The sequence below is a fragment of the Aerosticca soli genome (assembly GCF_003967035.1).
Classification (GTDB): Bacteria; Pseudomonadota; Gammaproteobacteria; order Xanthomonadales; family Rhodanobacteraceae; genus Aerosticca; species Aerosticca soli.
This window is the reverse complement of record NZ_AP018560.1, coordinates 1,501,186-1,524,599: the sequence shown is the minus strand read 5'-3', so window position 1 is coordinate 1,524,599 and position 23,414 is coordinate 1,501,186. Positions and strand designations below refer to the sequence as shown.

Sequence of the window (23,414 nt, the reverse complement as noted above, 5' to 3'; positions counted from 1 at the left end):
TCGTCGGTTGCGCGCTGCGTTGCGCAGCCTCAAGAGGCAGGCATGAGACTCCAAGAAAACATCGATTTCACCACCCTGCAATGGGTCAAGCCGGAGCTCGACGAGACGCTGGCCCGCGCCCGCGAGGCGCTCGAGGCCTACGTCGGCCGTCCCACCGTGGCCGAGCCGATGCGCGACTGTGCCGAACGGCTGCACCAGGTGCAGAGCATCCTGCGCATGGTGGAGCTGTACGGGGCGGCGCTGGTCACCGAGGAGATGGAATCGCTCGCCCTGGCGCTGCTCGCCGGTGGCGTCGATCGTCGCGACGATGCCTATGCCGCCCTGATGCGCGGGCTGGTGCAGCTGCCCGACTATCTGGAGAGACTCTCGAGCGGCCATCGGGACGTGCCGATGGTCCTGCTGCCGCTGCTCAACGAGCTGCGGGCGGCGCGCAATCAGCAGGCCTTGTCGGAGGCCGCGCTGTTCATGCCCAACCTGGAGGCGCCGTTGCCGTCCCAGGTGCCGGGCGCTGCCGATGCCGGCGAGGCCGAGCGGCATCTTGGCGAGATCGCCGAGCTGCGCGTCCGCTTCCAGCAGCATCTCCTGGCCTGGTTCCGCAACCAACAGCCGGCACAGCGGCTGGCCGGCATGCGTCAGGCCCTGCTGGGCATCAGCGCCCGCTGCTGGAGCGTGCCCGGGCGGCGGGTCTGGTGGATCGCCGCCGCCGTGCTGGAAGGCCTCGAACAGGGCCTGCTGAAAAGCCAGGCCGGTGAAATCCGTCGGCTGATCGGCCGGGTGGACCGCAACATCCGCCAGCTGCTCGACCGCGGCGAGGAAAGCCTGCGCGGCGGCGATGCCGATGATCTGGCCAGGCAACTGCTCTATCTCGTCGCCCAGGCACCCCAGCGCAGCCCACAGATGGAGTTGCTGCGGCAGGTGTACCGGCTGGACAGCCTGCTGCCGGACGCCGCCGAACTCGAGCATGCGCGTGGTTCCATGTCCGGGCACAACCGCGCGCTGCTCGATTCGGTCGCCAAGGCGCTGAAGGAGGACCTGCTGCGGGTCAAGGATGCGCTCGACCTGTTCCTGCGCCAGCCGGACGCGGATCCGGCCACGCTCGGCGTGCAGTGCGAGGTGCTCGAACGCGTCGGCGACACGCTCGGCATGCTCGCCCTGGGCGTGCCGCGGCGGGTGATCGGCGAGCAGCGCCGCGTGCTCGCCGAGATCGTCCGCCGTGCCCGGCCCGCCGACGAAGAAACCCTGCTTGATATGGCCGGCGCGCTGCTCTACGTCGAAGCCTCGCTCGACGACCACATCGACAGCCTGGGCGCGGACGAGGACTCGGCCGACGAGGCCGGACCGCTGCTGCCGCGCAGCGAGGCCAGGCACATCCTGGCCACGCTGATGCAGGAGGCGGTGGGCAATACCGCCAAGGTCAAGGACGCCATCGTCGCGTTCGTGGAATCGGGTTGGCGGCACGACGCGCTCAACAGCGTGCCGGTGCTGATGGACGAGGTCGCCGGCGCGCTGCGCATGCTTTCGGCGATGCGCCCGGCCGACCTGGCCGAAGGCATCGGCCGTTTCGTCCGCAACGAGCTGCTGGTCGAGCAGCGGGTGCCGAGCGCCGCGCAAATGGATCACCTGGCCGACGCCCTGGCCGCGCTCGAGTACTACCTGGAGGCCGCGCGCGAGCATCGTGGCGGTCTCGATCACATTCTGGACGTGGCCGAACACAGCCTGGGCGAGCTCGGCTACTGGCCCCTGCCGCAGGCGCGTGCCCTGCTCGAGGCGACCGCTGCGCCCGCACCCGCGGTCAGGACCGAGCCGCCGCCGGTGCCGGTCCTGGACGAACCGGTCAGTCTGGCGCCGGGTGACGCCCCCGAGACCCTGTTCTTCGGTGAAGCCCGGATGCCGGCCGAGACCGGGCAGGACCTCTCCGGCCTGCGCCTGGTGCAGACGGAAGAGGGCATGACGCCGCCGGCAGCGGATCAGGACTGGACCGAGATCGAGGAAACCATCGTCGAGGAGCGTCCCGTCGCCGATCCACTCGCGGCGCAAGCCGGCTTCGAGCGGGGTGGCGAGGACATCGACGATGAGATCCGCACCATCTTTCTCGAGGAAGTCAGCGAGGAAATCGGCCATCTCGAGGCTGCCGAAAGTGCCTGGCGCATGGCGCCCGAACAGCAGGCGCTGCTGGTGCCGATCAGGCGCTCGTTCCATACCCTGAAGGGTTCCGGGCGGCTGGTCGGTGCGCGCGTGCTCGGCGAATTCGCCTGGAAGGTCGAGAACATGCTCAATCGTGTGCTCGACGGGACCATCCCGCCACACGACGATGTCGTGGCGCTGGTCCGGCATGCGATCGCCGCGCTGCCGCAGCTGCGTCGGGCGCTGGCCGACGGCACCCCGCCCGAGGCGCCGCTGTCGGCGATCATGCAGGTGGCCGATCGCCTGGCCGCGGGCGAACGGGCGACGGTGGAGCAGGTCGTGGCGGCGGCCGGTACCGAGGCCGTGCGCCGCACGGTGCGCCGGCGCCTGCCTGCCGTCGACGCCGATGCCGCGCCGGCCGCCTTGTTCAACGATGCCGGTCTCGCCGGCGTAGCGGCGCAGCCGGCGCCGGAGGAAACCATTCCGCTGCCGGCGATGCCGCCGGTAGACCCGGTCCTGCTCGAGATCCTGCGCAGCGAAGTCGCCCAGTATCTGCAGACCATCCGGGCCGCGCTGGCCGACGCCGGCCAGGCGATCCCGGTCGAAGACGACCTGTTGCGCGCGGTGCACACCCTGCATGGCGCCATCGCCATGGTCGACGTCGAACCCCTGATGCGGCTGCTTTCCCCGCTGGAGGGACTGATCAAGCGATTGCGCGGGGCCGGAACGCCGCTGTCCGCCGAAGCCGCGGAGCTGGTGTCGTCCGCCGCGGATCTGGTCGAGCAGTACATGCGGGAGTTCGATGCCGCCGAGCCGCAATTGCCGGACGTCGAGCCGCTGGCGGCCAGGCTGGCCGCCCTGCGCGACGCACAGCACGAATCGCCCGCACCGATCGTGTCACTCGAGCCACCCATCGAATTCGCCGGCGCGTTCCCGGACCTCGTGGATCACGACGCCCGCGTCGAGCAGACCGCCGAGCCGGCACGGCCGCCAGACGTAGAGCCCGTCCGGGAAACCGCCGACGAACAGAAGTCGCCCTCGTCCGCCGCGGGCGATGCCGACGAGGCATCGTTCGCGCTGGACGAAGCCCTGATCGCCGCACTCGATGCGTTCGAACCGCCGATCAGGGAACCGCTCGAAACGCCGCATGACGAGCAGGAGCTCGACGCCCTGCTCGATGCCCTGCTCGAGGAAAGGCCCGCCCCGACCGACGCCGCAGAAGCGCAGGCGGATACGGGCGAGGCGCTCGAGGAGGCCGCGGACATGACCGCGATGACCGACGATGCGGCCGCGGAGGCTCCGGACGTCGAACCCGAGCCGTCTTTCGTGGCGTCTTTCGACGCGGCAGCCCACGCCGTCGATACCGGCCTCGCGGAGCACGCCGAAACGCCGCAAGAGCGCACTCCGCAACCTGCGGCGCCGGACGAAGTTCAAGCGGCCGCCGCGCCGGAACACGACGAGCTTGCTGCGATTGCCGACGTTTCCCAGGCGCCGGCGGCTTCTCTCGCGCCCGAAGTACCCGAAACTTCCGAGGCTCAAGAGGCTCAAGAGACTCAAGAGACTCAAGAGACTCAAGAGACTCAAGAGACTCAAGAGACTCAAGAGACTCAAGAGGCTCAAGAGACTACCGAGGTGTCTGCGGCCCCGACCGGTCCGGTCGATCAGGCGGTGGACCAGGACCTGCTGGAAGTCTTTCTGGACGAGGCGCGGGACCTGCTGGACCACGCCGACGCCACGCTCGCGCAATGGCGGGCCGCGCCGGAAGAGATGGCGCCGGTCAAAGACCTGCAGCGCGACCTGCACACGCTCAAGGGCGGCGCACGCATTGCCGGACTCGCCCCGGTCGGCGATCTCGCCCACGCCATCGAGACCCTGCTCGAAAAACCGATCGCTGAACCATCGCGCGCGGTGGAGGTCATCCGCCTGCTCGAGCACGGTTTCGATCATCTCCACGGGCTCACCGAGGCGCTCGCGCAGGGCCGGGCGATGGCCTATCCGCAGGCGCTCATCGATCGCGTCTTGGCCCTGGCAGGCGCCAGTGCTGCGTCGACGCCCGTCGAACAGGCCGCCGTGGAGCCGCTGCCGGCCCTGCTGCCCGAGGAAACGACGGCCGAAGACGGCCCGAACCGTGGTGGCGCCGAGCAGATCAGGGTGCGCGCGGATTTGCTCGACAGCCTGGTCAATCACGCCGGCGAGGTGGCGATCTACCGCTCGCGGCTGGAACAGCAGGTGTCCGCCTACCGCTTCAACCTGGCCGAACTGGAGCAGACCGTCACCCGCCTGCGCAGCCAGTTGCGCATGCTGGAGATCGAGACCGAGGCGCAGATCATCGCCCGTTACCAGCGCGAGCATCGCGAGGCCGGCATGGCCGCGTTCGACCCGCTCGAGCTGGACCGCTTCTCGCAGCTGCAGCAGTACTCGCGCGCGCTGGCCGAGTCGGTGTCCGACCTGGTCTCGATCCAGGGCACGCTCGACGAACTCACCCGCCAGGCCGAAACCCTGCTGATCCAGCAGTCGCGGGTCAGCAGCGATCTGCAGGAAGGCCTGCTGCGCACGCGCATGCTGCCTTTCGACACCCTGGTGCCGAACCTGCGCCGGACCCTGCGCCAGTCGGCCCTGGAAGAGGGCAAGCTGGCCCAGCTGGTGGTGGAAGGCGCGCACGGCGAAATGGATCGCAACCTGCTCGACCGGCTCAAGGCGCCATTCGAGCACATGCTGCGCAACGCGGTGGCGCACGGCATCGAGTCGCCCGCCGATCGCCGCCGCGCCGGCAAGCCGGAAGAAGGCACCGTGCGCATCCAGGTGGCGCGCGAGGCGACCGAGGTGGTCGTGCGCATCAGCGATGACGGCCGCGGCCTGGACCGCGCCGCGATCCGCGCACGCGCGCTGGAGCGCGGGCTCATCGAGGCAGACGCGACGCTGGATGACGCACGGCTGCTCGCGCTCATCGTCCAGCCTGGCTTCTCCACCGCCGGCACGGTGACCCAGCTTGCCGGCCGCGGCGTCGGCATGGACGTGGTGGCCAACGAGATCCGTCAGCTCGGCGGCTCGCTGGCGATCGAGTCGGCGCCGGGCGAGGGCACCACCTTCGTGCTACGGCTGCCTTTCACCCTGGCGGTGACCCAGGCCATCCTGGTGCGCATCGGCGAGGCCAGCTTCGCCATCCCCATGGCCTCGGTGCAAGGCGTGGCGCGGGTGGCGGCGGACGAGCTCGCCGCGCATCTGGCGAACGACACGCCGGTATTCGAGCACCACGGCGAGGCCTACGGCATCCACGACCTGGGCGAACTGCTGGATCTGCCCGCCCGCCTGCCGTCCGGCGATGAAACCGTACCGCTGCTGCTGACTCGCGCGGGCGACGTGCGCGCGGCCATCCGCATCGACGCGGTGATCGGCTCACGCGAAATCGTGGTCAAGTCGGTCGGCCCGCAGGTAAGCTCGGTGCCGGGCGTGCTCGGCGCCACCATCATGGGCGATGGTTCGGTACTGGTCATCCTGGACCTGCCGCCGCTGATCCGGCACAACCTGACGCGGCGTGCCCGGCGCGTCGCCGAAGGTCGGCCGGCGGTGCCGGCGCCGGTGGCGGCGGCACCGCGCCAGCGGCCGCTGGTCATGGTGGTGGACGATTCCATCACCATGCGCAAGGTCACCAGCCGCGTGCTCGAACGCCACGAATACGAGGTCGCCACCGCCAAGGACGGGCTCGATGCGCTGGAGAAGCTGCACGAGTCGCGGGTGCCCGATCTCATGCTGCTCGACATCGAGATGCCGCGCATGGACGGCTACGAGCTCGCCACCCAGATGAAGGCCGACCCGCGCCTGCGCGAGGTCCCGATCATCATGATCACCTCGCGCACCGGCGAGAAACACCGCCAGCGCGCCTTCGACATCGGCGTCGACCACTATCTGGGCAAGCCCTACCAAGAATCCGAGTTGCTCGCGTTGATCGGCGAGATGCTGCAACCCCTGATGGAGACGCCGCATGGATGAGCGGGAAACGGCCGTCGCGCTGCTGTTCGACGACGACATTCTGGGTGCGCATCTGCGCGAGGCCCTGCAGGCACGCGGCGCGCGCATCGTGCACGAGGGGCCGCTGAGCGGCATCGACCGCGGGCTGCTCGATGATTGCGGCGCCGAGGTGCTGGTGGTCAATCTCGACGAGACCGACGAGGGTTCGCTCGAGCGTCTGTATGCGGCGGTCGAGGACCTGACACTGCGCATCGTGTTCAATGATGCCGAGGCCAGCCGCGGCCTCGAAGGCTGGGATCGCGCGCGCTGGGCCCGGCACCTGGCGCTCAAGGTGCTCGAACGCGGGGAACTGGACCCACCGCGCCCGCGCGATGCGCGACCGATCGAGGCCGTGCCGGGCCATGTCGCCGGCGCGCCCTCGATCCATGCGGACGACGTCATCCCGTTTGCGGCGAGTCCTGCCGATTTCGAACGCGATCCGCGTGCCGACCAGGATGCAGAGGCGCTCGCGGCCGAACTCGAAGCCCTGCTGGCGGCGGCGGAGGAGAGTGCAGGCGCGGAGAGTGATGGCGCCGTTCCCGCCGACTCCGAGAGTCCGGGTTTCGAGCCGGATGTGGCCTTCCCAGTCCAGGACTTTTCTCTGTCGTCTGCCACCGGCCCGGGTGCCGAGGTTGAAACGCCGGCCGCGCCGCGGCCGTCGGACAGCTGGACCCTCGTCGATGACGATGCGCCTGGCTTTCCTGCCGCTGCCACCGGTGAGGACGAGACGCCGCCAGCATCCGTCCAGCTGTCGCGCGAAGCCGAGGTTTCCCATCCCGAATGGCCCGCCTACGTGCTGGTCGATGATGAGGATGACGTGCCTGCGCGTAACGACACGCAGCCTGTCGCCGAATCCTGGCTCGACGAGGCCGGTCTGATCGAACGCGTGGTGGTGATCGGCGCAGAGGCGGGCTGCGATGCGGCGGTCGAAACCTTCCTGCAGGCCCTGCCCGTGTCGGCGGGCGCGCTTTTGGTCCACGTGCAGCAGGAGTCCGCGCCAAGCGACGAGGCCCTGGCGGCACGGCTGGCCGCCGGCGGTGCCTGGCCTGTCCGGGTGGCCACGTCCGGCGGTCGCGCGCGACAGGGCGAAGTGTTGATCGTGCCGTCGGGCCAACAGTGCGAACTGGGTCGCGACGGTCGCATCGCGTTGCATCCGCTCACCGCGCGCCATTTCCGTGCCGCCGCAATCGATGCCAATTTCACCGCGCTCGCCCACAGCTTCGGGCGCGATCTGGTGGCGATACTCTTTGCGGGCCAAGCGCTCGACGCCGTCGGCGGATGCCAGGCCGTGCACGATCGCGGCGGTGAGGTCTGGCTCGAGACCGCGGCCGTGCATACCGCCGACGTCGGCGAGGCGGTACGCGCCGAGCGCTTGTTCCATTTCATCGGCACGCCGCGGGAGCTCGCCGCGCGACTCGTCGCCCGGCTGGCCATCAACGACCCCAAGAGCCCGTGATGAGCGAACCGACCCTGCCTCGCGAAATCCGCTGCGTGCTGGTGCCCGCCGGTGATCTGCGCCTGCTGCTGCCCAATGCCACCGTCGCCGAGGTCATCACGCTGCCCACGCCCGAGCCCGTCACCGATGCGCCAGACTGGCTGCTCGGCCACATCGCCTGGCGCGGCTGGCGGGTGCCGCTGATCGCCTTCGCGCGTCTGGCCCATGCCGGCGAAGGCGATCCGGAACTCACCGTGCGCGTGGCGGTGCTCAAGGCCGTGGGCGGTGATCCGGCGCTGCCCTTCATCGCCGTGTTGACCCGCGGGTTTCCGCGGCTGACCACGCTCAATCCCGAACTCATCATCCCGGCCCACGACGGCGCGCCGCTGCCGGCCGGCGTGCGTGCACAGGTGCTGGTCCGCGACGACATGGCGGTGATTCCGGACCTGGAATGGCTGGAGGCCGAACTTCGCCGGCTGTTGCCGCAACCGGCCTGAAAGCGCATGGCTGGCGTTGCGCGAGCCGTGGCTCCGGGCTCGCGCCGGTTGTTCAAAAGTCGCCGTAGAGCGCCTGCAGCGCGGCGAGCGCGGCCAGTCCGGCGGTCTCGGTGCGCAGGATGCGCGGCCCCAGCCGCAGTGCGCCGAAACCGGCTTGTTGCAGGGTGACGGTGTCGCGCGCGCCGAGGCCGCCTTCGGGGCCGACCACCAATATCGCCGCCCGCGGCGACGCGAGTTCGCGGACGCTTTGCCCGCCCTCCGGGAGCAGGGCCAGCCGGCAAGCGTCGCCGGCGCGCAGACCCGCCAGCCAGGCCGACAGCGCCTGCGCCGGCTCGATCACCGGCAGCGTGGCGCGGCCGCATTGTTCGCAGGCCGCCGCCGCCACTTCACGCCAATGGACGAGTCGACGGCTGGCCCGCTGCTCGTCGAGCCGCACTTCGCAGCGTTCGGTGAGCAGCGGAACGATGCGCGTCACGCCGAGCTCGGTCGCCTTCTGCACGATGAGATCCATTTTCTCGCCGCGGGCGATGCCCTGCGCCAGGGTGAGCGCGAGCGGGGATTCGGCCGCTTGCGCCGGGCGCCGCTCCTCGACCCTTGCGCAGACCCGGCGCCGGTCGGCGGCGAGCAATCGGGACGGGTAGTCGAAGCCGTCGCCGTTGAAGAGCACGACCGCGTCACCCGCCACCAGGCGCAACACGCGCGCCACGTGTTCGGCCGCTTGCGGCGGCAATGGAAGCGTTTCGCCGACGGTGAGCGGATGATCGACATGAATACGGATCGTGCGCATGGAGGGATCGCAGGCTCAATAGCCCATCATTGTGCGCGAAAGCCGCGGCCGATGACGGCGGCCAGGCGCTGGCACAATGGCGGCCTTTCCGCCATCGCGAAGCGCCGCCGATGTCCTGGTCCCTGCTGCTCCTCGTCCTCGCCGCGTTCGCCGCCGGCGTGCAGAACGCGCTGGCCGGCGGCGGCTCGTTCCTCACTTTTCCGGCACTGCTCGTCGCCGGCATCGATCCGCGCACGGCGAACATCGCCTCGACCATCGCGCTCTTTCCGGGCCAGGTGACCACCGGGCTGGCCGGGCGTCGCCATGTCGCCGGCGCGGAAGGGCTGTCGTTCCGCACCCTGTTCTGGATCAGCCTCATCGGCGGCGCGGTCGGCGCGGTGTTGCTGCTGGTGACGCCGGTCAGCGTGTTCACGCATCTGGTGCCGTTCCTGGTGCTGTTCGCCACCCTCGTCTTCGCCTGGGGCAGCTTTTTCCGCAAGCCACGCGCGGAAGGTGCGCCACCCGTGCTCGGTCGCCGCGCGGCGATGCTCGTGCAGGGCCTGATCGCGATCTACGGCGGTTATTTCGGCGGCGGCATCGGCATCCTGATGCTGGCGGCGCTGACCGCGGCGGGCCTGGGCGTGCGCGTGGCCGGCGCGACCAAGAACGTACTCGCGGCGGTGATGAATGCCTCGGCGGTGGCGATCTTCTTGCTGCGTGCGCACACGCTGCCGTGGCTGCCGATCCTGTGCGTGGCGGTGCCGGCCATCCTCAGCGGCCAACTTGGGGCGCTGCTGCTGCACCGGGTGAACGAGAAGGCCCTGCGGGTGGTGATCGTGTGCATCGGCACGGCGCTCAGCATCGGCCTGTTTTTGCGCGGCTGAGGCTTCGGGTCTCGTGCCGCTGCGCTAACATGGATGGCTGCTTTCCATCGCGAGCGAGCCCACGCCATGTTTCCGAAAGACGCCACCATCGCCGGCTACGACCCCGAACTGGCCCAGGCCATCGCCGACGAGGCGCGTCGGCAGGAGGACCACGTCGAGCTGATCGCCTCGGAGAACTACGCCAGCCCGCGCGTGCTCGAAGCGCAGGGCAGCGTGCTCACCAACAAATACGCGGAAGGCTATCCCGGCAAGCGCTACTACGGCGGCTGCGAATACGTGGACGTGGCCGAGCGCCTCGCCATCGAGCGCGCCAGGCAGTTGTTCGGCGCCGACTACGTCAACGTGCAGCCGCATTCGGGCTCGCAGGCCAACCAGGCGGTGTACTTCGCGCTGCTCCATCCCGGCGACACCATCCTGGGCATGAGCTTGGCGCACGGCGGGCATTTGACCCATGGCGCGGCGGTGAGCTTCTCCGGCAAGCTGTTCCATGCGGTGCAATACGGCGTCGACGCCCACGGCATCGTCGACATGGACGAAGTCGCGCGCCTGGCCCGCGAACACCGGCCGAAGATGATCGTCGCCGGCTTTTCCGCCTATTCGCAGGTAATGGACTGGGCGCGCTTTCGCGCCATCGCCGACGAGGTCGGCGCGTATCTGTTCGTCGACATGGCGCACGTCGCCGGTCTGGTCGCCGCCGGCGTTTATCCCAATCCGCTGCCGCATGCGCACGTGGTCACCTCGACCACCCACAAGACCCTGCGCGGCCCGCGCGGCGGCCTGGTGGTGGCGAGCCGGCAGGGCATGGGCGAGCGCGCCGAGGAGATCGAGAAGAAGCTGCAGTCGATCGTTTTTCCCGGCATCCAGGGCGGGCCGCTGATGCACGTGATCGCGGCCAAGGCGGTGGCCTTCAAGGAGGCGCTGGAGCCCGCCTTCAAGGACTACCAGCGTCAGGTGGTGAAGAACGCCAAGGCGATGGCCAGGACCTTCATCGAGCGCGGTTACAAGATCGTCTCCGGCGGCACCGAGAACCACCTGATGCTGGTCGACCTGATCGGTCGCGCCGTCACCGGCAGGGATGCCGAGGCCGCGCTCGGCCGCGCGCACATCACGGTGAACAAGAACGCCGTGCCGAACGATCCGCAGAAGCCCTTCGTCACTTCGGGCCTGCGCATCGGCACGCCGGCGGTCACCACGCGCGGCTATCGCGAAGAGGACTGCATCGCGCTGGCGCACTGGATCTGCGACGTACTCGATGCGCCGACCGACGAGGCGGTGATCGCGCGCGTGCGCGATGAGGTCACCGCGCAGTGCCGGAAGTTCCCGGTCTACGGCTGAGCCGCCGCGACGCATGCACTGCCCGTTCTGCCAGCACGAAGACACCCGCGTGATCGACTCGCGGCTGACCGAGGACGGCGCCATCGTGCGTCGCCGGCGGGAGTGTCCGCGCTGCGGCGAGCGTTTCAACACTTTTGAAACCGCCGAGCTCAAGCTGCCGACGGTGATCAAGAGCGGCGAGCGGCGTGAGCCTTTCGACGAACGCAAGTTGCGCACCAGTTTCGAACGTGCGCTGCAGAAGCGCCCGGTGGCGAGCGCCGCGCTGGATGCCGCGGTGCGTGCGGTGATCGACGATCTGCGCAGAAGCGGCGAGCGCGAGCTGCCTTCACGCCAGATCGGTGAGCTGGTCATGCGCGAGCTCAAGAAGCTCGACCAGGTGGCCTACGTGCGCTTCGCCTCGGTCTACCGGCGCTTCGAAGATGTACAAGCCTTCCGCGAGGAAATCGAACGGCTGGAGCGCGATCCGCCGGAGTTGGGGAAGCTGCAACTTTCCCTGCTCTCCAAGTCGCCCGGCGAGCCGATCTGACTTCACCCCAAGAACGCGCATCCTGAAGAGGGCTGAGTTGTCCCGATTCCATCACCACGCGCGCCGGGCCTGGCGTCATCTGGCCAGTCACGACTACCTGTCACCCCGGCAATGGCGCCGTCGCCTCGCGTTCTGGACGGGTGCGGTCGCCGTGGGTTTGGCCGCCGTGCTGTTCGCCAAGTCGGCCGATCGCGCCTTCGGGCTGTTTCGGTCGATGGTGCGCCACGGCGGATGGGTGCCGTTCCTGCTGACGCCGGCGACGTTCGCCCTTCTGAGTGGCTTGACCGAAGGCGCCTTGCGCGCCACCCGCGGCTCGGGCATTCCGCAGGCCATGGCCGCGCTCGCGGTGGAAGATGAGGGTTTCCGCCAGCGTCTGCTGTCGCTCAAGGTGGCGGTCGGCAAGTTGGTGTTGACGCTGGTGGCTTTGGCCGGCGGCGCCTCGGTCGGGCGCGAAGGGCCGACCGTGCACGTGGGCGCCGGTTTGCTCTATTCCATCGGGCGACGTTTCGGCTTCGACGAACCGGCCGCGGCAGGCCGGTTCATCCTCGCCGGATCGGCTGCGGGGCTGGCCGCCGCGTTCAACACGCCCCTGGCCGGCGTGGTGTTCGCCATCGAGGAGATGGCCGGCGCCTTCGAGCACCGGATGAGTGGCACCTTGCTCACCGCCGTCATCCTGGCCGGCATCGTGTCGCTGGGGTGGGTCGGCAACTACGCTTATTTCGGCACGGTTGCCGCGTATCTACCCCTGGGTCGGGCGTGGCTTGCGGTGCTGCTCACCGGCGTCGCCGGCGGCGCGGCCGGCGGCCTTTTCGCCCGCCTCATCCTGCCCTCGGCGATGGGGTTTCGCGGGTATCTTCGCAGCCTGCGTTCGCGCCAGCCGGTGGTTTTCGCGGCGGCCTGCGGTCTGGTCCTGGTGCTGTTGAGCCAGTCGAGCACAGACGGGCTCTACGGCACCGGTTATGACCAGGCCCGCGCCATACTCGAAGGACACGCCAGTACAGGACCGTGGTTCGGCGGCTTGAAGTTCCTGGGCAACCTGGTCTCGTCCTGGGCCGGCATTCCCGGCGGCATCTTTTCGCCGGCACTGGCGGTCGGAGCAGGGCTGGGCGGCGATATCGCGCAATGGTTTCCCGCCGCGGACATGCCGGCCGTCGTCCTGCTCGGCATGGCGGCTTATCTTGCCGGGGTGACGCAGGCGCCGCTGACTGCCGTCGTCATCTCCATGGAATTGACGGCCACCCACCAGATGGCGGTGCCGCTGATGGGTGCCTGCCTGCTGGCCCGGGCGACGTCGGCTTTGTTCTGCCCGTCACCGGTCTACAAGGCCCTGGCGCGGGAACTCGTCCTCACCCATGAGGCATCGAAAGTCCGCGCGTCGAACGGGTGAGCCATACGGCCTGCGACGCATCCGGCCGCTGCAGACCTCCCTTGAAGGCGAGGCCGCTTCAGCGTGATGCCGGCCGTCCCGGTGCAGCGTCCGTCATGGCGAGCGGCGCAGAGCGGAACAGCCGCGCCGGGTCCAATCCACGATCCAGCGCGTCGGCCCATACCAGCGCCGATACACCGCCGGCCTCACCGACGATCGCCAGGCGATGCGGACCGGCGCTCAGATGAAAGCGTTGCTGGGCCGGGCCGTCGTCCACCCGCAGCCAGAGCCGTCGGCCATCGGCCCGAACCGCGGCGTAGTCGGCAGGCACGGCGATGTCGACCGTCACCTGCGATCCTGCCGGCAGCCGTTGCCCGAGCAGGCGCAGACGCTGCCCGATCGGCAGGTAATGGCGGATCACGAACCAGGCATCTGCGGGCATCAGGTTGGCGTCGATGGCCACGGGCGTGCCATGGGCGACGATTTGCGCCACGGTATCGTCGGGCAACAAGCCGCGTCGGATGCGATAGCGGGTGATGCCTTCGAACACCAGCCAGGTCGGCCGTTGGCGGAAGATGCTCTCGCCCTTGGCGTCGATCACCGTATCGGCGGGCGTGGTGATCTGCAGCAGGGTCTTGAGCTCATCTTGATAGGCGGAAAGCTGGATACGTTGGCGGACCATTCGTGGCCGATGATCGCATTGTGCAGCACATGACTGAGAAGGCCGCCGCGCAGCATGGTTTGCCAATGCCGAGATTTCCCATCCAAAAAGCGCTATGGCCACCGAGGTTATAGCCACGCGCCGACAGAATCGGAGGGTATCGCCGCGTTCCGCGCTGAGGACGGCAAATGCCAACCCGACCAGCGGCATCGCCGGCAGCAGATGTTCGCGCGGAATCAACGGCCAGAAGCTGTACAGCGCAGCAAGGTAGATCCACGGCCAGAGCAGCAGGAAACGGCGGCGCAACGCCTCGGCATCCGCCGGTGGCCGGCGCAGCAGGAGAACGATCGCCGCGCACAATGCGACGGTGAAAATCGCGGCCCGCACGATCAGACCGTTCCAGTTGCCGAGCCCAGGCACGACGTTGTGCTGGACGATGCAGTACCACGCCACCCCGGCCGCGCCGTGACGGGCGAAGTAGCCGAAAACGAGCGCTGCGGGCAGCAGCATGACCGGCAGCCCCACGGCCATCGCGACGACCATGCGCCGCCACGGCCATGCCCGCGGTGCGGTGAGGATCAACAGCACCAGCGTCAGGCAGGCGCTGCCGATCAACAGCGTGCTCTTGGCCGAGATCGCCAGCGCCAGGCCGGCCAGCAAGCCGATCGCCGCCGCGCGGCGCGCATGCCAGTCGCGGGCGGACACGACGAGCGCCAACGCCGCCAGCCACGCCAGCGCCCAGGCATTGTCCGGCCGGAACTCGATCGAGGCGCCAAGGTAATAATGCGGCAGCAGACCGATCAGCGTGGCTCCGTAGAGTCCCGTCCGCACACTCCACAGCCGCCTTCCCAGATGCACGGTCAGCAGCAAGGTTGCAGCGGTCAGCGGCCACTGGGCGAGCCGCATCAGCAAAAGCGCCTCGGGGCGAGGGCCGATCCAGCCCAACAGCGGCGCGCACAGCCACTGGAACAGCGGCATGTGGTTGTCGAAGAAATCGCGGTATGGCAACCGGCCTTGCGTCCACTCCCACACCACGTGCAGGTGTTGCGGCTCGTCGCTGTCCACGGGCATGTGCCACACCGCGTACAGACGCAGAGCGAGCATCAGACAGAACGCGAGCCAGGCCAGTGGCGCCTCGCGCCAGAAACGGCACGAGCTTCGAAGGTGTTGCAGCGGCATGCACAAGTTTCGGTGGCGATCGGTGCGCGTATTGACGCCGAGCCGACTTTCGATTCGCCTACGCCATCCTTTCGCTCACCGCAAGGTTAGGATGCGCTTTTTGCCAATGGCCACGTCGTCGCCCATGTCTTTTTCCGCCATCGACCACCTGCACATGGCGCAAGCATTGCGCCTGGCCGAACGCGGTCTCTACACCACCCAGCCCAATCCGCGCGTGGGTTGTGTGATCGCGCAGGGGGGCGAGCCGGTCGGCAGCGGTTGGCATCGGCGTGCCGGCGGCCCCCATGCGGAAGTGTTCGCGCTGCGCGAGGCGGGCGAGCGGGCGCGCGGCGCCACCGCTTACGTGACGCTCGAGCCGTGCGCGCATCATGGCCGCACTCCGCCGTGTGCGGATGCGCTCGTGGCGGCCGGCGTGGCACGCGTGGTGATCGCCGCGGAAGATCCGTTCCCGGCCGTGGCTGGACGCGGCATCGCCCGCCTACGTGCCGCCGGCATCGCGGTGGAAACCGGGCTAATGCGCGAGGCCGCGCGCGAGCTCAACCTCGGTTTTTTCAGCCGCTTCGAACGCGGCCGGCCGTTCGTGCGGGTAAAGCTGGCCATGAGCCTGGACGGCCGCACCGCACTTGGCAATGGCGAGTCCAAATGGATCACCGGCGCCGCTGCGCGCGCCGACGTGCAGCGCTGGCGCGCGCGCAGCTCGGCCATCCTGACCGGTATCGGCACCGTGCTTGCCGACGATCCGCGCCTGACCCTGCGGCCGGCGGACTTCCGCGGCGCGTTCGTCGCGTCGGAAATGGGGGATGCAGCGCCAGGCTTGGCTGACGTGGAGACACCGCCTGGGGCCATCGTCCAGCCGCTTCGCGTGGTGCTGGACGGGCGCCTGCGCACGCCAGACGGCAGCCACGTGCTGGACGGCTCGGTGCCGACGCTGATCTTCCACGATGAAACGGTCAGGCCCGACGGCCGCTTTGCCCGGGTGAGCTGCGAGCCGGTCCCCGGTCACGATGGACGGCTGGATCTTTCCGCCGTGCTCGCCCGACTGGCCGCGCATGCCTGCAACGAGGTCCAGGTCGAGGCCGGTGCCCGATTGAGCGGCGCATGGCTCGAAGCCGGGCTGGTCGACGAAATCCTGCTCTATGTCGCGCCGACGTTCCTGGGCGATGCCGCGCGGCCCTTGTTCGTACTGCCGCCGCTGACCGACATGTCCGCGCGGCGTCCGCTGCGATGGCTCGACCGGCGCATGATCGGCGAGGACGTGCGGCTGCGGCTGCGGCCCGGCGCCGCGGCAGACGAGGCGGGCCCGCGCGATCCGGCTTGAGCCGTGGCCCAGGCAAGGGCACACTGGAAACGAGCCGCGCCGCGGCCCTGGGGTTTCATGGCATGTCGTTCGTCCACAGAGCCAGCTTGGCCGCCGTTTCCGGCCGCGCCTGCGCGGTCCTGCTGCTGGCGCTTTGCGGCGCGCCATCGTACGCCCATACCGAAGCCCTGTACCGCTGCGTGGGGGCAAGCGGAGAGACCGTCTTCAGCAGCAACCCGCAGGGTTACCGGCAGTGCCGGCGCCTTCCCGCGCCAGCCGTGCCGGTGTCGCACGTTGCTTCCCTGAAGCCTCCTGGCCCGGAGGACGGCGTGGGCCGGAAGGCCGCGACCGGGCAAGTCACCGCACCGCTCGCCCGCTGGAGCTACAGCGAATCGAAGTCGCCGCCGCCCGGGCCATCCCTCGCCGGCCAGCCCGGCGCACGCGTGCTGCGCGGCGCGGTCTATCGGGTGGTGCACGCCGACGGCAGCGTGGAATACACCAACGTGCCGCCGGCCGGCCGGGGCAGGGCGGTGACGCTGCTGTTCAGCTACATCGCCACCTGCGTGGCCTGCGACGTGCATTCGCCGATCGACTGGAACCACGTGCGCCTGGACCTTTCCTCCTATGCCGAGGCGGTGCGGGCGGCCAGCCGCGAGTTCGGTGTCGAGGAGGCCTTCCTGCGCGCGGTGATCCATGCCGAAAGCGCCTTCCAGCCGCATGCACTCTCGCTCAAGGGCGCGCAGGGGCTCATGCAGTTGATGCCCGCCACGGCCGGCGACATGGGCGTGGTCGACGCCTTCGATGCCGTGCAGAACATCCGTGGCGGCGCGCGTTATCTCGCCCTGTTGCTCAAGAGCTTCAATGGTGACGAGCGGCTGGCCGCCGCGGCCTACAACGCCGGTCCGGCCGCCGTGCAGCGTTACAACGGCGTGCCGCCCTATGCCGAGACCGAGGTCTACGTGCAGCGCGTGGCCACCCTGCGCCAGCGCTATGGCACGGCCTTGCCGCGCGCATTGGCGGCGACGGCGCCCACGCTGTAGGTGCGGCTGGTTTTCCCGGCTAAGGCGCGGGTGTCGGCGGCGGGCGCCGGGTCACCCCGACCCTGGCCTGGAATGGCGAGCCGTTGCGCAGCCCGGCGACTTCCACCGTGCGACCCGGCGTCAGGTCGGCCTCGATGCGGCGCAGATCGGCCGGGTTGCGGATGTCGTGGCCGTCCACTTCCAGCAGGATGTCGTGCTGCTTGAGCCCGGCCTGCGCGGCCGGGCCGCCCGGATACACGTCGACGATCTGCGCGCCGCGTGCGGCGGCCGGCAGGCCGCTGTTGGCGGCAATCGGCACGAAGCCGTAGTCGGCGCCTAGCCAGCCGCGCACCACGTGTCCGCTGGCGACGATCTGGTCCAGCACCTTCTTGGCGTTGCTGGCCGGGATGGCAAAGCCGATGCCCTCGGCGTCGGCTTCCTTGCCGATCAGCAGGGCGTTGATGCCGATCAGCTCGCCGTGCGCGTTGATCAGCGCGCCGCCGGAATTGCCGAAATTGATCGCCGCATCGGTCTGGATGAAGTCCTCGGGGCTATTGCTGTCCAGCTGCCGGCCGGTGGCACTGACGATGCCCATGGTCACGGTCTGGTTGAGCCCGAGCGGATTGCCGATCGCCAGCGCGATGTCGCCGGCGCGTACCGACTTGGGGTCGGCCATCTGGATCACCGGCAGGTTGCCGGCATCGATCCTGAGCACGGCCAGATCGGTCTCCTCATCGGCGCCGACCAGCGTGGCGCGGGCCACGCGTCCGTCGTAGAGCAGCACCTGGATGTCGTCGGCCTTGGCGATCACGTGGTTGTTGGTCAGCACATAGCCCTGGCGGCTGACGATCACCCCCGAGCCGAGCACCTGGCGCGTGCGCCGGTAGGCGGGACCGGCCGGCACGCCGCCGAGCAGGCGCTGCAGCAGCGGATCGGCATACATGCGGATGGCCTGCTCGGTGACCATGCGGTTGGCATAGATGTTCACCACCGAGGGCGCCGCCCGGGCGACCGCGTCGGCATAGGACACCGGCGCAGTCGCGGCCGCCACGGTCGTCTGCGGGGCGGCATGCCAGCCCAGGCGGCTGCGCAGGCGGTCGCCGCTGGACGGCCAGATCAGGCTGATCAGGAAGGCCGCGGCGAGCCCGATGACCGCGAAGCGGGCGAAGAAGGCTAGGATGCCGGCGACTTGTCTCATGAGCGGCTCTCGTGACGGGGCAAGGCAGCGGGACCGCTGCCGGCCGGAGCGCACGTCCACGGTTTCATCCCCTGGTCGATTCGATTGTATGGGTGGTGGCCTGACGCTACACTAACGCGATTTTTGCGGCACCTGAAACCCGCATTCCAGTGGCCTGCATGTACCGGAGAGCCTGATGGCGAACGAAGTCGTCGATCATGGCCGCCGCCGCTTCCTGACCGTGACCACGAGTGTGGTGGGCGGCGTGGGAGTGGTTGCCGCGGCCGTGCCCTTCATCAAATCCTGGGAACCCAGCGCGCGCGCCAAGGCGGCCGGTGCGCCGGTCACGGTCGACATCAGCAAGATCGATCCCGGCCAGAAGGTCACCTACCCCTGGCGCGGCCTGCCGGTGTTCGTGGTCCATCGCACCAAGGAGCAGCTGGACGCGCTGCCCTCGCTCGATCCGCGCCTGGCCGACCCCAAGTCCGACGGCGTTTCCGCCACCCAGCAGCCTCCTTACGCCAAGAACGAGTACCGCTCGCTCAAGCCCGAGTGGCTGGTGGTGGTCGGCATCTGCACGCACCTGGGCTGCGTGCCGGACTTCGTGCCGGAGGTCAAGCCCGAGCCGTTCGATCCGGAATGGAAAGGCGGCTTCTATTGCCCGTGCCACAAGTCCCGCTACGACATGGCCGGGCGCGTGTTCAAGGGCGTGCCGGCACCGAAGAACCTGCAGGTGCCGCCGTACCACTTCGTGGACGACAAGACCATCCAGGTGGGTGTGGATCCGAAGGAGGCCGGCTGATGGCCAATGTATTTTCCCGTATCGGTGCTTGGGTCAACGAGCGCGCGCCGAATCTGGTGCCGACCTACCGCAAGCACATGACTGAGTACTACGCGCCGAAGAACTTCAACCTCTGGTACTACTTCGGCTCGCTGGCGCTGCTGGTGCTGGTCAATCAGATCCTGACCGGCATCTTCCTCACCATGAATTACAAGACCAGCGCGGCGGAAGCCTTCGACTCGGTCGAGTACATCATGCGCGACGTCGAGTGGGGCTGGCTGATCCGCTACATGCACTCCACCGGCGCCTCGCTGTTCTTCGTGGTGGTGTTCCTGCACATGTTCCGCGGGCTGATGTACGGCTCGTACAAGAAGCCGCGCGAGCTGGTCTGGCTGCTCGGCATGCTGATCTTCCTGGTGCTGATGGCCGAGGCCTTCATGGGCTACGTGCTGCCGTGGGGCAACATGTCGTTCTGGGGTGCCAAGGTGATCATCTCGCTGTTCGGCACCATCCCGGTGATCGGCAACGGCCTGGTCGAGTGGATCATGGGCGACTACCTCCCCGCCGATGCCACGCTCAACCGTTTCTTCGCCTTGCACGTGATCGCGCTGCCGCTCGTGCTGTTGCTGCTGGTGGTGCTGCATCTGGCCGCGCTGCACGAGGTCGGCTCGAACAACCCGGACGGGGTCGAGATCAAGAAGGGGCCGAAGGGCAACCGCTGGTCGGCGACCGCGCCGGCCGATGGCATCCCGTTCCATCCCTACTACACGCTCAAGGACCTGGTCGGCGTCGGTTTCTTCCTGCTGATCGCCGCGTTCATCATCTTCTTCGCGCCGACCATGGGCGGCTGGTTCCTCGAGCACGACAACTTCATCCCGGCCAACAACCTGGCCACGCCCTCGCACATCAAGCCGGTGTGGTACTTCACGCCGTTCTACGCGATCCTGCGCATGATCCCATCCTTCTTCGGCACCGCCGTGTGGGGCGTGATCGGCATGTTCGGCGCGATCGTGCTGCTGTTCCTGCTGCCGTGGATCGACGCCGGCAAGGTGAAGTCGATCCGCTACCGCGGCACCGGCTTCAAGGTCGCGCTGATGCTGTTCGTGCTGTCCTTCATCTTGCTCGGCGCCGTGGGTGCCGGCGTCACCGCCGAGGTCATTCCGGCGTGGTTCGGCAACGTCGACGTGACCGTCTGGGAGAACACCTTCGGTCGGCTGATGGTGCTCCTGTATTTCGGCTACTTCGTGTTCCTCGGGTTCTACACACGCCTCGGCTGGGAGAAGACCAAGCCGGTTCCGGAACGGGTGACGACGCATGACTAAGCGGTTCCTTTCCTCGTTGATGCTGGCGCTCGGGCTCGTCGTCGGCTGCGTGTCCGTGCAGGCGGAAGAAGGCGGTCTGCCGCCCTCGGGCGCCAATGTGCGCGACCAGGCCTCGCTGCAACGCGGCGCCAAGCTGTTCTTCAACTATTGCGTGGGCTGCCATTCGCTGAAGTTCGTCCGTTACTCGCGGATGGCCGAGGACCTGGGGCTCAGCGAGAAGGAGGTGATGGAAAACCTCAACTTCACCGGCGCCAAGTTCGGCGAAACGGTGGTCTCGCACATGCCCCAGGCGTTGGCCGAGCAGTGGTTCGGCAAGGCGCCGCCGGATCTGTCGCTCGAAGTGCGCGCCAAGACCGCCGACTGGGTCTACGCCTACCTCAACGGTTTCTATCTCGACCCGAGCCGACCGGTCGGCTGGAACAACGCGGTGTTCCCGAACGCCTCGATGCCGTTCCCGCTGTGGGAGCTGCAGGGCATCCAGACCGCGGTGAAGAAACCCGGCGGCGAGGAGGTCGAGAAGCTCGAGCTTGCCAAGCCGGGCAAGCTCACGCCCGAGCAGTATCACCAGGCCGCGCGTGACCTGACCAGCTTCCTGGAATACGCCTCCGAGCCTGCCGCGTTGCAGCGCCATCATTACGGGCTGTGGGTGCTGCTGTTCCTGGCCGTCTTCACCCTGCTCGCCTACCTGCTGAAGAAGGAATACTGGAAGGACGTCCACTAAGGGACGTCTTTTCCACCGCGCGATGCGGCGGCTGCGCGGCCGCCGCGTCCAGCCAGCCGATGGAGACCCAAGCATGGTGCAAAGCGCGCGCTCGCGTACCGTTCTCACCCTCTACACCACGGCCACCGGCATCCAGTGCCATCGCGTCCGTCTGGTACTGGCCGCCAAGGGCGTCAGCTACGAACGCGTCGTGGTGGATCCGGACAAGCCGCCGGCCGATCTGCTCGACCTCAATCCCTACGGCACCGTGCCGACCCTGGTCGACCGCGATCTCACCCTCTATCACACGCCGGTGGTCTGCGAATACCTCGACGAGCGCTATCCGCATCCGCCGCTGATGCCGATCGATCCGCTCTCCCGCGCCCGGCTGCGGCTGGCGGCGGTGCGTATCGAGCGCGACTGGCTGCCGGAGGTGGACGGCATCCTCGCCGGTGGCCGTGCCGCCGACGCGGCGCGCAAGCGTCTGCGCGAACACCTGCTCTCGGCGCTGCCGCTGTTCAAGGCGGCCAAGTTCTTCCTGAATCCGGAGATGAGTCTCACCGACTGTCTGGTCGCGCCGGTGGTCTGGCGTCTGCCGTGGCTCGGCGTGGATCTGGGCCGCGAGGGCAAGCCGATCATCGACTACGGCGAGCGGCTGTTCCACAGCCAGGGTTTCGCCCGCAGTCTGACCCCCGAAGAAAAGGCGATGCGTCCCTGATGGATCGCGAAGGTCCGCCCATGAGCTCCAATCGCCCGTACCTGCTGCGGGCGATCTACGACTGGATCAGCGACAACGGGCTCACGCCCTATTTGCTGGTGGACGCCGCCGTGGAAGGCGTGCAGGTGCCGCCGCAGGCAGTGCGCAATGGCCAGGTCGTGCTGAATCTGGCCATGCGCGCGGTGGCCGACCTCGATCTCGGCAACGAATGGATCACCTTCCAGGCGCGTTTCTCCGGCGTCAGCCATGTCCTGCGCATTCCGGTGCGGGCGGTGCGGGCACTGTACGCACAGGAAAACGGCCAGGGCATGATGTTCCCGGCCGACGACGAGCCGCCGCCGCCGTCGCCGCCGGCCGAGGATCAAGGTGGCGACAGGCCGCCACGCGGCTCGCCGCGTCTGCGCGTGGTCAAGTGAGCCTGCCCCGCTCGGCCAGACGCTCGGCGATGTGACGGCCAATCGGAATGGCCGCGGTGGCCGCCGGCGAGGGCGCGTTGCCCACATGCAAGGTGCGCGGCGTCTCGACGAAAAGGAAATCCTCGACCAGGCTGCCATCCGCGGCCACCGCCTGCGCCCGCACGCCGGCCGGGTGGGGCTCCAGATCGTCGAGTTCGAGCGTCGGACAATACTTGCGCAGCAGGGCGAGATAGCCGCGCTTGCACAGGGAATGCTGAAGTTCGTCCCAGCCCGCGCGCAGGTGCCGGCGCAGCATCCGGCGGATGCCCGGGTAGCCAGCCATGTCGATGAGATCGCGCAGCGATACGTCGCGCTTGCGATAACCCTCGCGGGCCAGAGCCAGTACCGCATTGGGGCCGGCGGTGATGCCGCCGTCGATGGTGCGGGTCAAGTGGACGCCGAGAAAGGGCAGGGCCGGGTCCGGCACCGGATAGATGAGATGGCTGACCAGCCCCTGGCGGCGCGCGGCAAGACGATAGTATTCGCCGCGGAACGGACAGATGCGAAAACCCGGTTCGATACCGAGCAGCCGCACCAGGCGGTCGGCCTGCAGCCCGGCGCAGGCGACCAATCGGCGGGTCTGCCAGCAGCCGGCCGGGCTTTCCACGATGACGACCTCGGCGCGTTCCTCGAGCGTCCGCACCTCGCAGCCGAGCCGGATCTCGCCACCCAGCGCGGCCAAACGCTCGGCCATGACCGCGCAGACCTGCCGATAGTCGACGATGGCGCTGGCTGGCACCCGGACGGCGGCCAGACCACGGACGGCGGGCTCGCGGGCGCTTAGCGCGGCGGCATCGAGCCACTCGCGTTCCAGACCGTTGGCGCCGATGCGCTCCCACAGCTGCCGCAGGCGCGTGACCTCGATTGCGTCAGTGGCCACCAGCAGCTTGCCGCATTCGACGAAGGGGATGCCATGCGCGGCGCACAGCGCCTTGGTGGCGCGATGACCCTCACGACAGAAGCGGGCCTTCAGGCTGCCCGGCCGGTAGTACACGCCGGCATGGATCACCCCGCTGTTGTGTCCGCTCTGATGCGCCGCCAGACGGTCCGCTTTGTCCAGCAGCAGCAGCTTGAGCCGCGGATGCCGTTCCAGCAGTTGCCAGGCGGTGGACAGGCCGACGATGCCGCCGCCGACCACGATCACGTCGTACCCGCGCATGGGCG

18 protein-coding genes are annotated in these 23,414 nt (G+C 68.8%); 14 read left to right on the top strand and 4 right to left on the bottom strand.

All coding sequences use genetic code 11. The features are described from left to right. Nucleotides 1-42 precede the first annotated feature (42 nt). Genes ALSL_RS07165 through ALSL_RS07155 form a run of 3 tightly spaced genes read left to right on the top strand, consistent with a single transcriptional unit; the run spans nt 43 to nt 8,064 of the window. Complete coding sequence (locus tag ALSL_RS07165) at nt 43-6,114, top strand: Hpt domain-containing protein (protein ID WP_126537814.1); 6,072 nt, start codon at nt 43-45, stop codon at nt 6,112-6,114. Then, nucleotides 6,107-7,588 carry a chemotaxis protein CheB gene (locus ALSL_RS07160; protein ID WP_126537812.1) on the top strand — a complete coding sequence of 494 codons (1,482 nt, stop codon included), beginning with the start codon at nt 6,107-6,109 and terminating at the stop codon, nt 7,586-7,588. Before ALSL_RS07165 ends, ALSL_RS07160 begins: the two co-directional genes overlap by 8 nt. Continuing rightward, nucleotides 7,588-8,064 carry a chemotaxis protein CheW gene (locus tag ALSL_RS07155; RefSeq protein ID WP_126537810.1) on the top strand — a complete coding sequence of 159 codons (477 nt, stop codon included), beginning with the start codon at nt 7,588-7,590 and terminating at the stop codon, nt 8,062-8,064. The genes ALSL_RS07160 and ALSL_RS07155 overlap by 1 nt, the downstream gene beginning before the upstream one ends. Before the next feature lie 52 nt (nt 8,065-8,116). Here ALSL_RS07155 and ALSL_RS07150 read toward each other — a convergent pair whose 3' ends face one another. After that, nucleotides 8,117-8,851, bottom strand: a complete 735-nt coding sequence (locus ALSL_RS07150) for a 16S rRNA (uracil(1498)-N(3))-methyltransferase (protein ID WP_126537808.1) — start codon at nt 8,849-8,851, stop codon at nt 8,117-8,119. A 110-nt stretch (nt 8,852-8,961) separates the two neighbouring features. Between ALSL_RS07150 and ALSL_RS07145 the strand changes: the two genes are divergently transcribed. From ALSL_RS07145 to ALSL_RS07130, 4 genes are all read left to right on the top strand, one after another. Then, a complete protein-coding gene (locus ALSL_RS07145; protein WP_126537806.1) occupies nt 8,962-9,714 on the top strand; it encodes a sulfite exporter TauE/SafE family protein in 753 nt (250 codons plus the stop codon). A gap of 66 nt (nt 9,715-9,780) precedes the next feature. Continuing rightward, complete coding sequence (gene glyA, locus ALSL_RS07140; RefSeq protein ID WP_126537804.1) at nt 9,781-11,049, top strand: serine hydroxymethyltransferase; 1,269 nt, start codon at nt 9,781-9,783, stop codon at nt 11,047-11,049. 13 nt (nt 11,050-11,062) lie between these two features. After that, entirely contained in the window at nt 11,063-11,575 is a 513-nt protein-coding gene (gene nrdR / locus ALSL_RS07135) for a transcriptional regulator NrdR (RefSeq protein ID WP_126537802.1), read from the top strand. A gap of 151 nt (nt 11,576-11,726) precedes the next feature. Further along, nucleotides 11,727-12,962 (top strand): chloride channel protein, encoded by a 1,236-nt coding sequence (locus ALSL_RS07130; protein WP_231700324.1) that lies wholly within the window; start codon nt 11,727-11,729, stop codon nt 12,960-12,962. 58 nt (nt 12,963-13,020) lie between these two features. Here ALSL_RS07130 and ALSL_RS07125 read toward each other — a convergent pair whose 3' ends face one another. Next, a complete protein-coding gene (locus ALSL_RS07125; RefSeq protein WP_126537798.1) occupies nt 13,021-14,781 on the bottom strand; it encodes an ArnT family glycosyltransferase in 1,761 nt (586 codons plus the stop codon). 124 nt (nt 14,782-14,905) lie between these two features. Here ALSL_RS07125 and ribD point away from each other — a divergent pair, with 124 nt between their 5' ends. Then, complete coding sequence (ribD, locus tag ALSL_RS07120; RefSeq protein WP_231700185.1) at nt 14,906-16,099, top strand: bifunctional diaminohydroxyphosphoribosylaminopyrimidine deaminase/5-amino-6-(5-phosphoribosylamino)uracil reductase RibD; 1,194 nt, start codon at nt 14,906-14,908, stop codon at nt 16,097-16,099. A gap of 308 nt (nt 16,100-16,407) precedes the next feature. Beyond that, nucleotides 16,408-17,118 carry a lytic transglycosylase domain-containing protein gene (locus tag ALSL_RS07115; RefSeq protein ID WP_331457712.1) on the top strand — a complete coding sequence of 237 codons (711 nt, stop codon included), beginning with the start codon at nt 16,408-16,410 and terminating at the stop codon, nt 17,116-17,118. Nucleotides 17,119-17,137: 19 nt separating this feature from the next. Here the strand turns inward: ALSL_RS07115 and ALSL_RS07110 are convergent, their stop codons facing one another. Next, on the bottom strand, nt 17,138-18,295 hold the full coding sequence (locus ALSL_RS07110; protein ID WP_126537794.1) for a S1C family serine protease: 1,158 nt from the start codon (nt 18,293-18,295) through the stop codon (nt 17,138-17,140). A 175-nt stretch (nt 18,296-18,470) separates the two neighbouring features. Here ALSL_RS07110 and petA point away from each other — a divergent pair, with 175 nt between their 5' ends. From petA to ALSL_RS07085, 5 genes are all read left to right on the top strand, one after another. Beyond that, on the top strand, nt 18,471-19,076 hold the full coding sequence (gene petA, locus ALSL_RS07105; RefSeq protein ID WP_126537792.1) for a ubiquinol-cytochrome c reductase iron-sulfur subunit: 606 nt from the start codon (nt 18,471-18,473) through the stop codon (nt 19,074-19,076). Beyond that, the gene (locus ALSL_RS07100; RefSeq protein WP_126537790.1) at nt 19,076-20,377 is read left to right on the top strand and encodes a cytochrome b; all 1,302 of its coding nucleotides are present in this window, start codon (nt 19,076-19,078) and stop codon (nt 20,375-20,377) included. Before petA ends, ALSL_RS07100 begins: the two co-directional genes overlap by 1 nt. Then, nucleotides 20,370-21,098: a cytochrome c1 gene (locus ALSL_RS07095; protein WP_126537788.1), complete on the top strand. Its 729-nt coding sequence runs from the start codon at nt 20,370-20,372 to the stop codon at nt 21,096-21,098. Before ALSL_RS07100 ends, ALSL_RS07095 begins: the two co-directional genes overlap by 8 nt. Nucleotides 21,099-21,171: 73 nt before the next feature. After that, entirely contained in the window at nt 21,172-21,795 is a 624-nt protein-coding gene (locus ALSL_RS07090) for a glutathione S-transferase N-terminal domain-containing protein (RefSeq protein ID WP_126537786.1), read from the top strand. Between the two features lie 20 nt (nt 21,796-21,815). After that, on the top strand, nt 21,816-22,211 hold the full coding sequence (locus ALSL_RS07085; RefSeq protein WP_126537784.1) for a ClpXP protease specificity-enhancing factor: 396 nt from the start codon (nt 21,816-21,818) through the stop codon (nt 22,209-22,211). On the opposite strand, the gene lhgO is transcribed toward ALSL_RS07085, so the two are convergent. Then, nucleotides 22,204-23,409, bottom strand: a complete 1,206-nt coding sequence (lhgO, locus tag ALSL_RS07080; RefSeq protein ID WP_126537782.1) for an L-2-hydroxyglutarate oxidase — start codon at nt 23,407-23,409, stop codon at nt 22,204-22,206. The two genes, ALSL_RS07085 and lhgO, sit on opposite strands and share 8 nt — an antisense overlap. Nucleotides 23,410-23,414: the final 5 nt, after the last annotated feature.

Coding starts and splice junctions, on each gene's coding strand:
- ALSL_RS07125 (WP_126537798.1), bottom strand. CDS start 14,781: ATGCCGCTGCAACACCTTCGAAGCTCGTGCCGTTTCTGGCGCGAGGCG.
- nrdR (WP_126537802.1), top strand. CDS start 11,063: ATGCACTGCCCGTTCTGCCAGCACGAAGACACCCGCGTGATCGACTCG.
- ribD (WP_231700185.1), top strand. CDS start 14,906: ATGTCTTTTTCCGCCATCGACCACCTGCACATGGCGCAAGCATTGCGC.
- ALSL_RS07155 (WP_126537810.1), top strand. CDS start 7,588: ATGAGCGAACCGACCCTGCCTCGCGAAATCCGCTGCGTGCTGGTGCCC.
- lhgO (WP_126537782.1), bottom strand. CDS start 23,409: ATGCGCGGGTACGACGTGATCGTGGTCGGCGGCGGCATCGTCGGCCTG.
- ALSL_RS07165 (WP_126537814.1), top strand. CDS start 43: ATGAGACTCCAAGAAAACATCGATTTCACCACCCTGCAATGGGTCAAG.
- ALSL_RS07085 (WP_126537784.1), top strand. CDS start 21,816: ATGAGCTCCAATCGCCCGTACCTGCTGCGGGCGATCTACGACTGGATC.
- ALSL_RS07100 (WP_126537790.1), top strand. CDS start 19,076: ATGGCCAATGTATTTTCCCGTATCGGTGCTTGGGTCAACGAGCGCGCG.
- ALSL_RS07145 (WP_126537806.1), top strand. CDS start 8,962: ATGTCCTGGTCCCTGCTGCTCCTCGTCCTCGCCGCGTTCGCCGCCGGC.
- glyA (WP_126537804.1), top strand. CDS start 9,781: ATGTTTCCGAAAGACGCCACCATCGCCGGCTACGACCCCGAACTGGCC.
- ALSL_RS07150 (WP_126537808.1), bottom strand. CDS start 8,851: ATGCGCACGATCCGTATTCATGTCGATCATCCGCTCACCGTCGGCGAA.
- ALSL_RS07110 (WP_126537794.1), bottom strand. CDS start 18,295: ATGAGACAAGTCGCCGGCATCCTAGCCTTCTTCGCCCGCTTCGCGGTC.
- ALSL_RS07095 (WP_126537788.1), top strand. CDS start 20,370: ATGACTAAGCGGTTCCTTTCCTCGTTGATGCTGGCGCTCGGGCTCGTC.
- ALSL_RS07090 (WP_126537786.1), top strand. CDS start 21,172: ATGGTGCAAAGCGCGCGCTCGCGTACCGTTCTCACCCTCTACACCACG.
- ALSL_RS07160 (WP_126537812.1), top strand. CDS start 6,107: ATGGATGAGCGGGAAACGGCCGTCGCGCTGCTGTTCGACGACGACATT.
- petA (WP_126537792.1), top strand. CDS start 18,471: ATGGCGAACGAAGTCGTCGATCATGGCCGCCGCCGCTTCCTGACCGTG.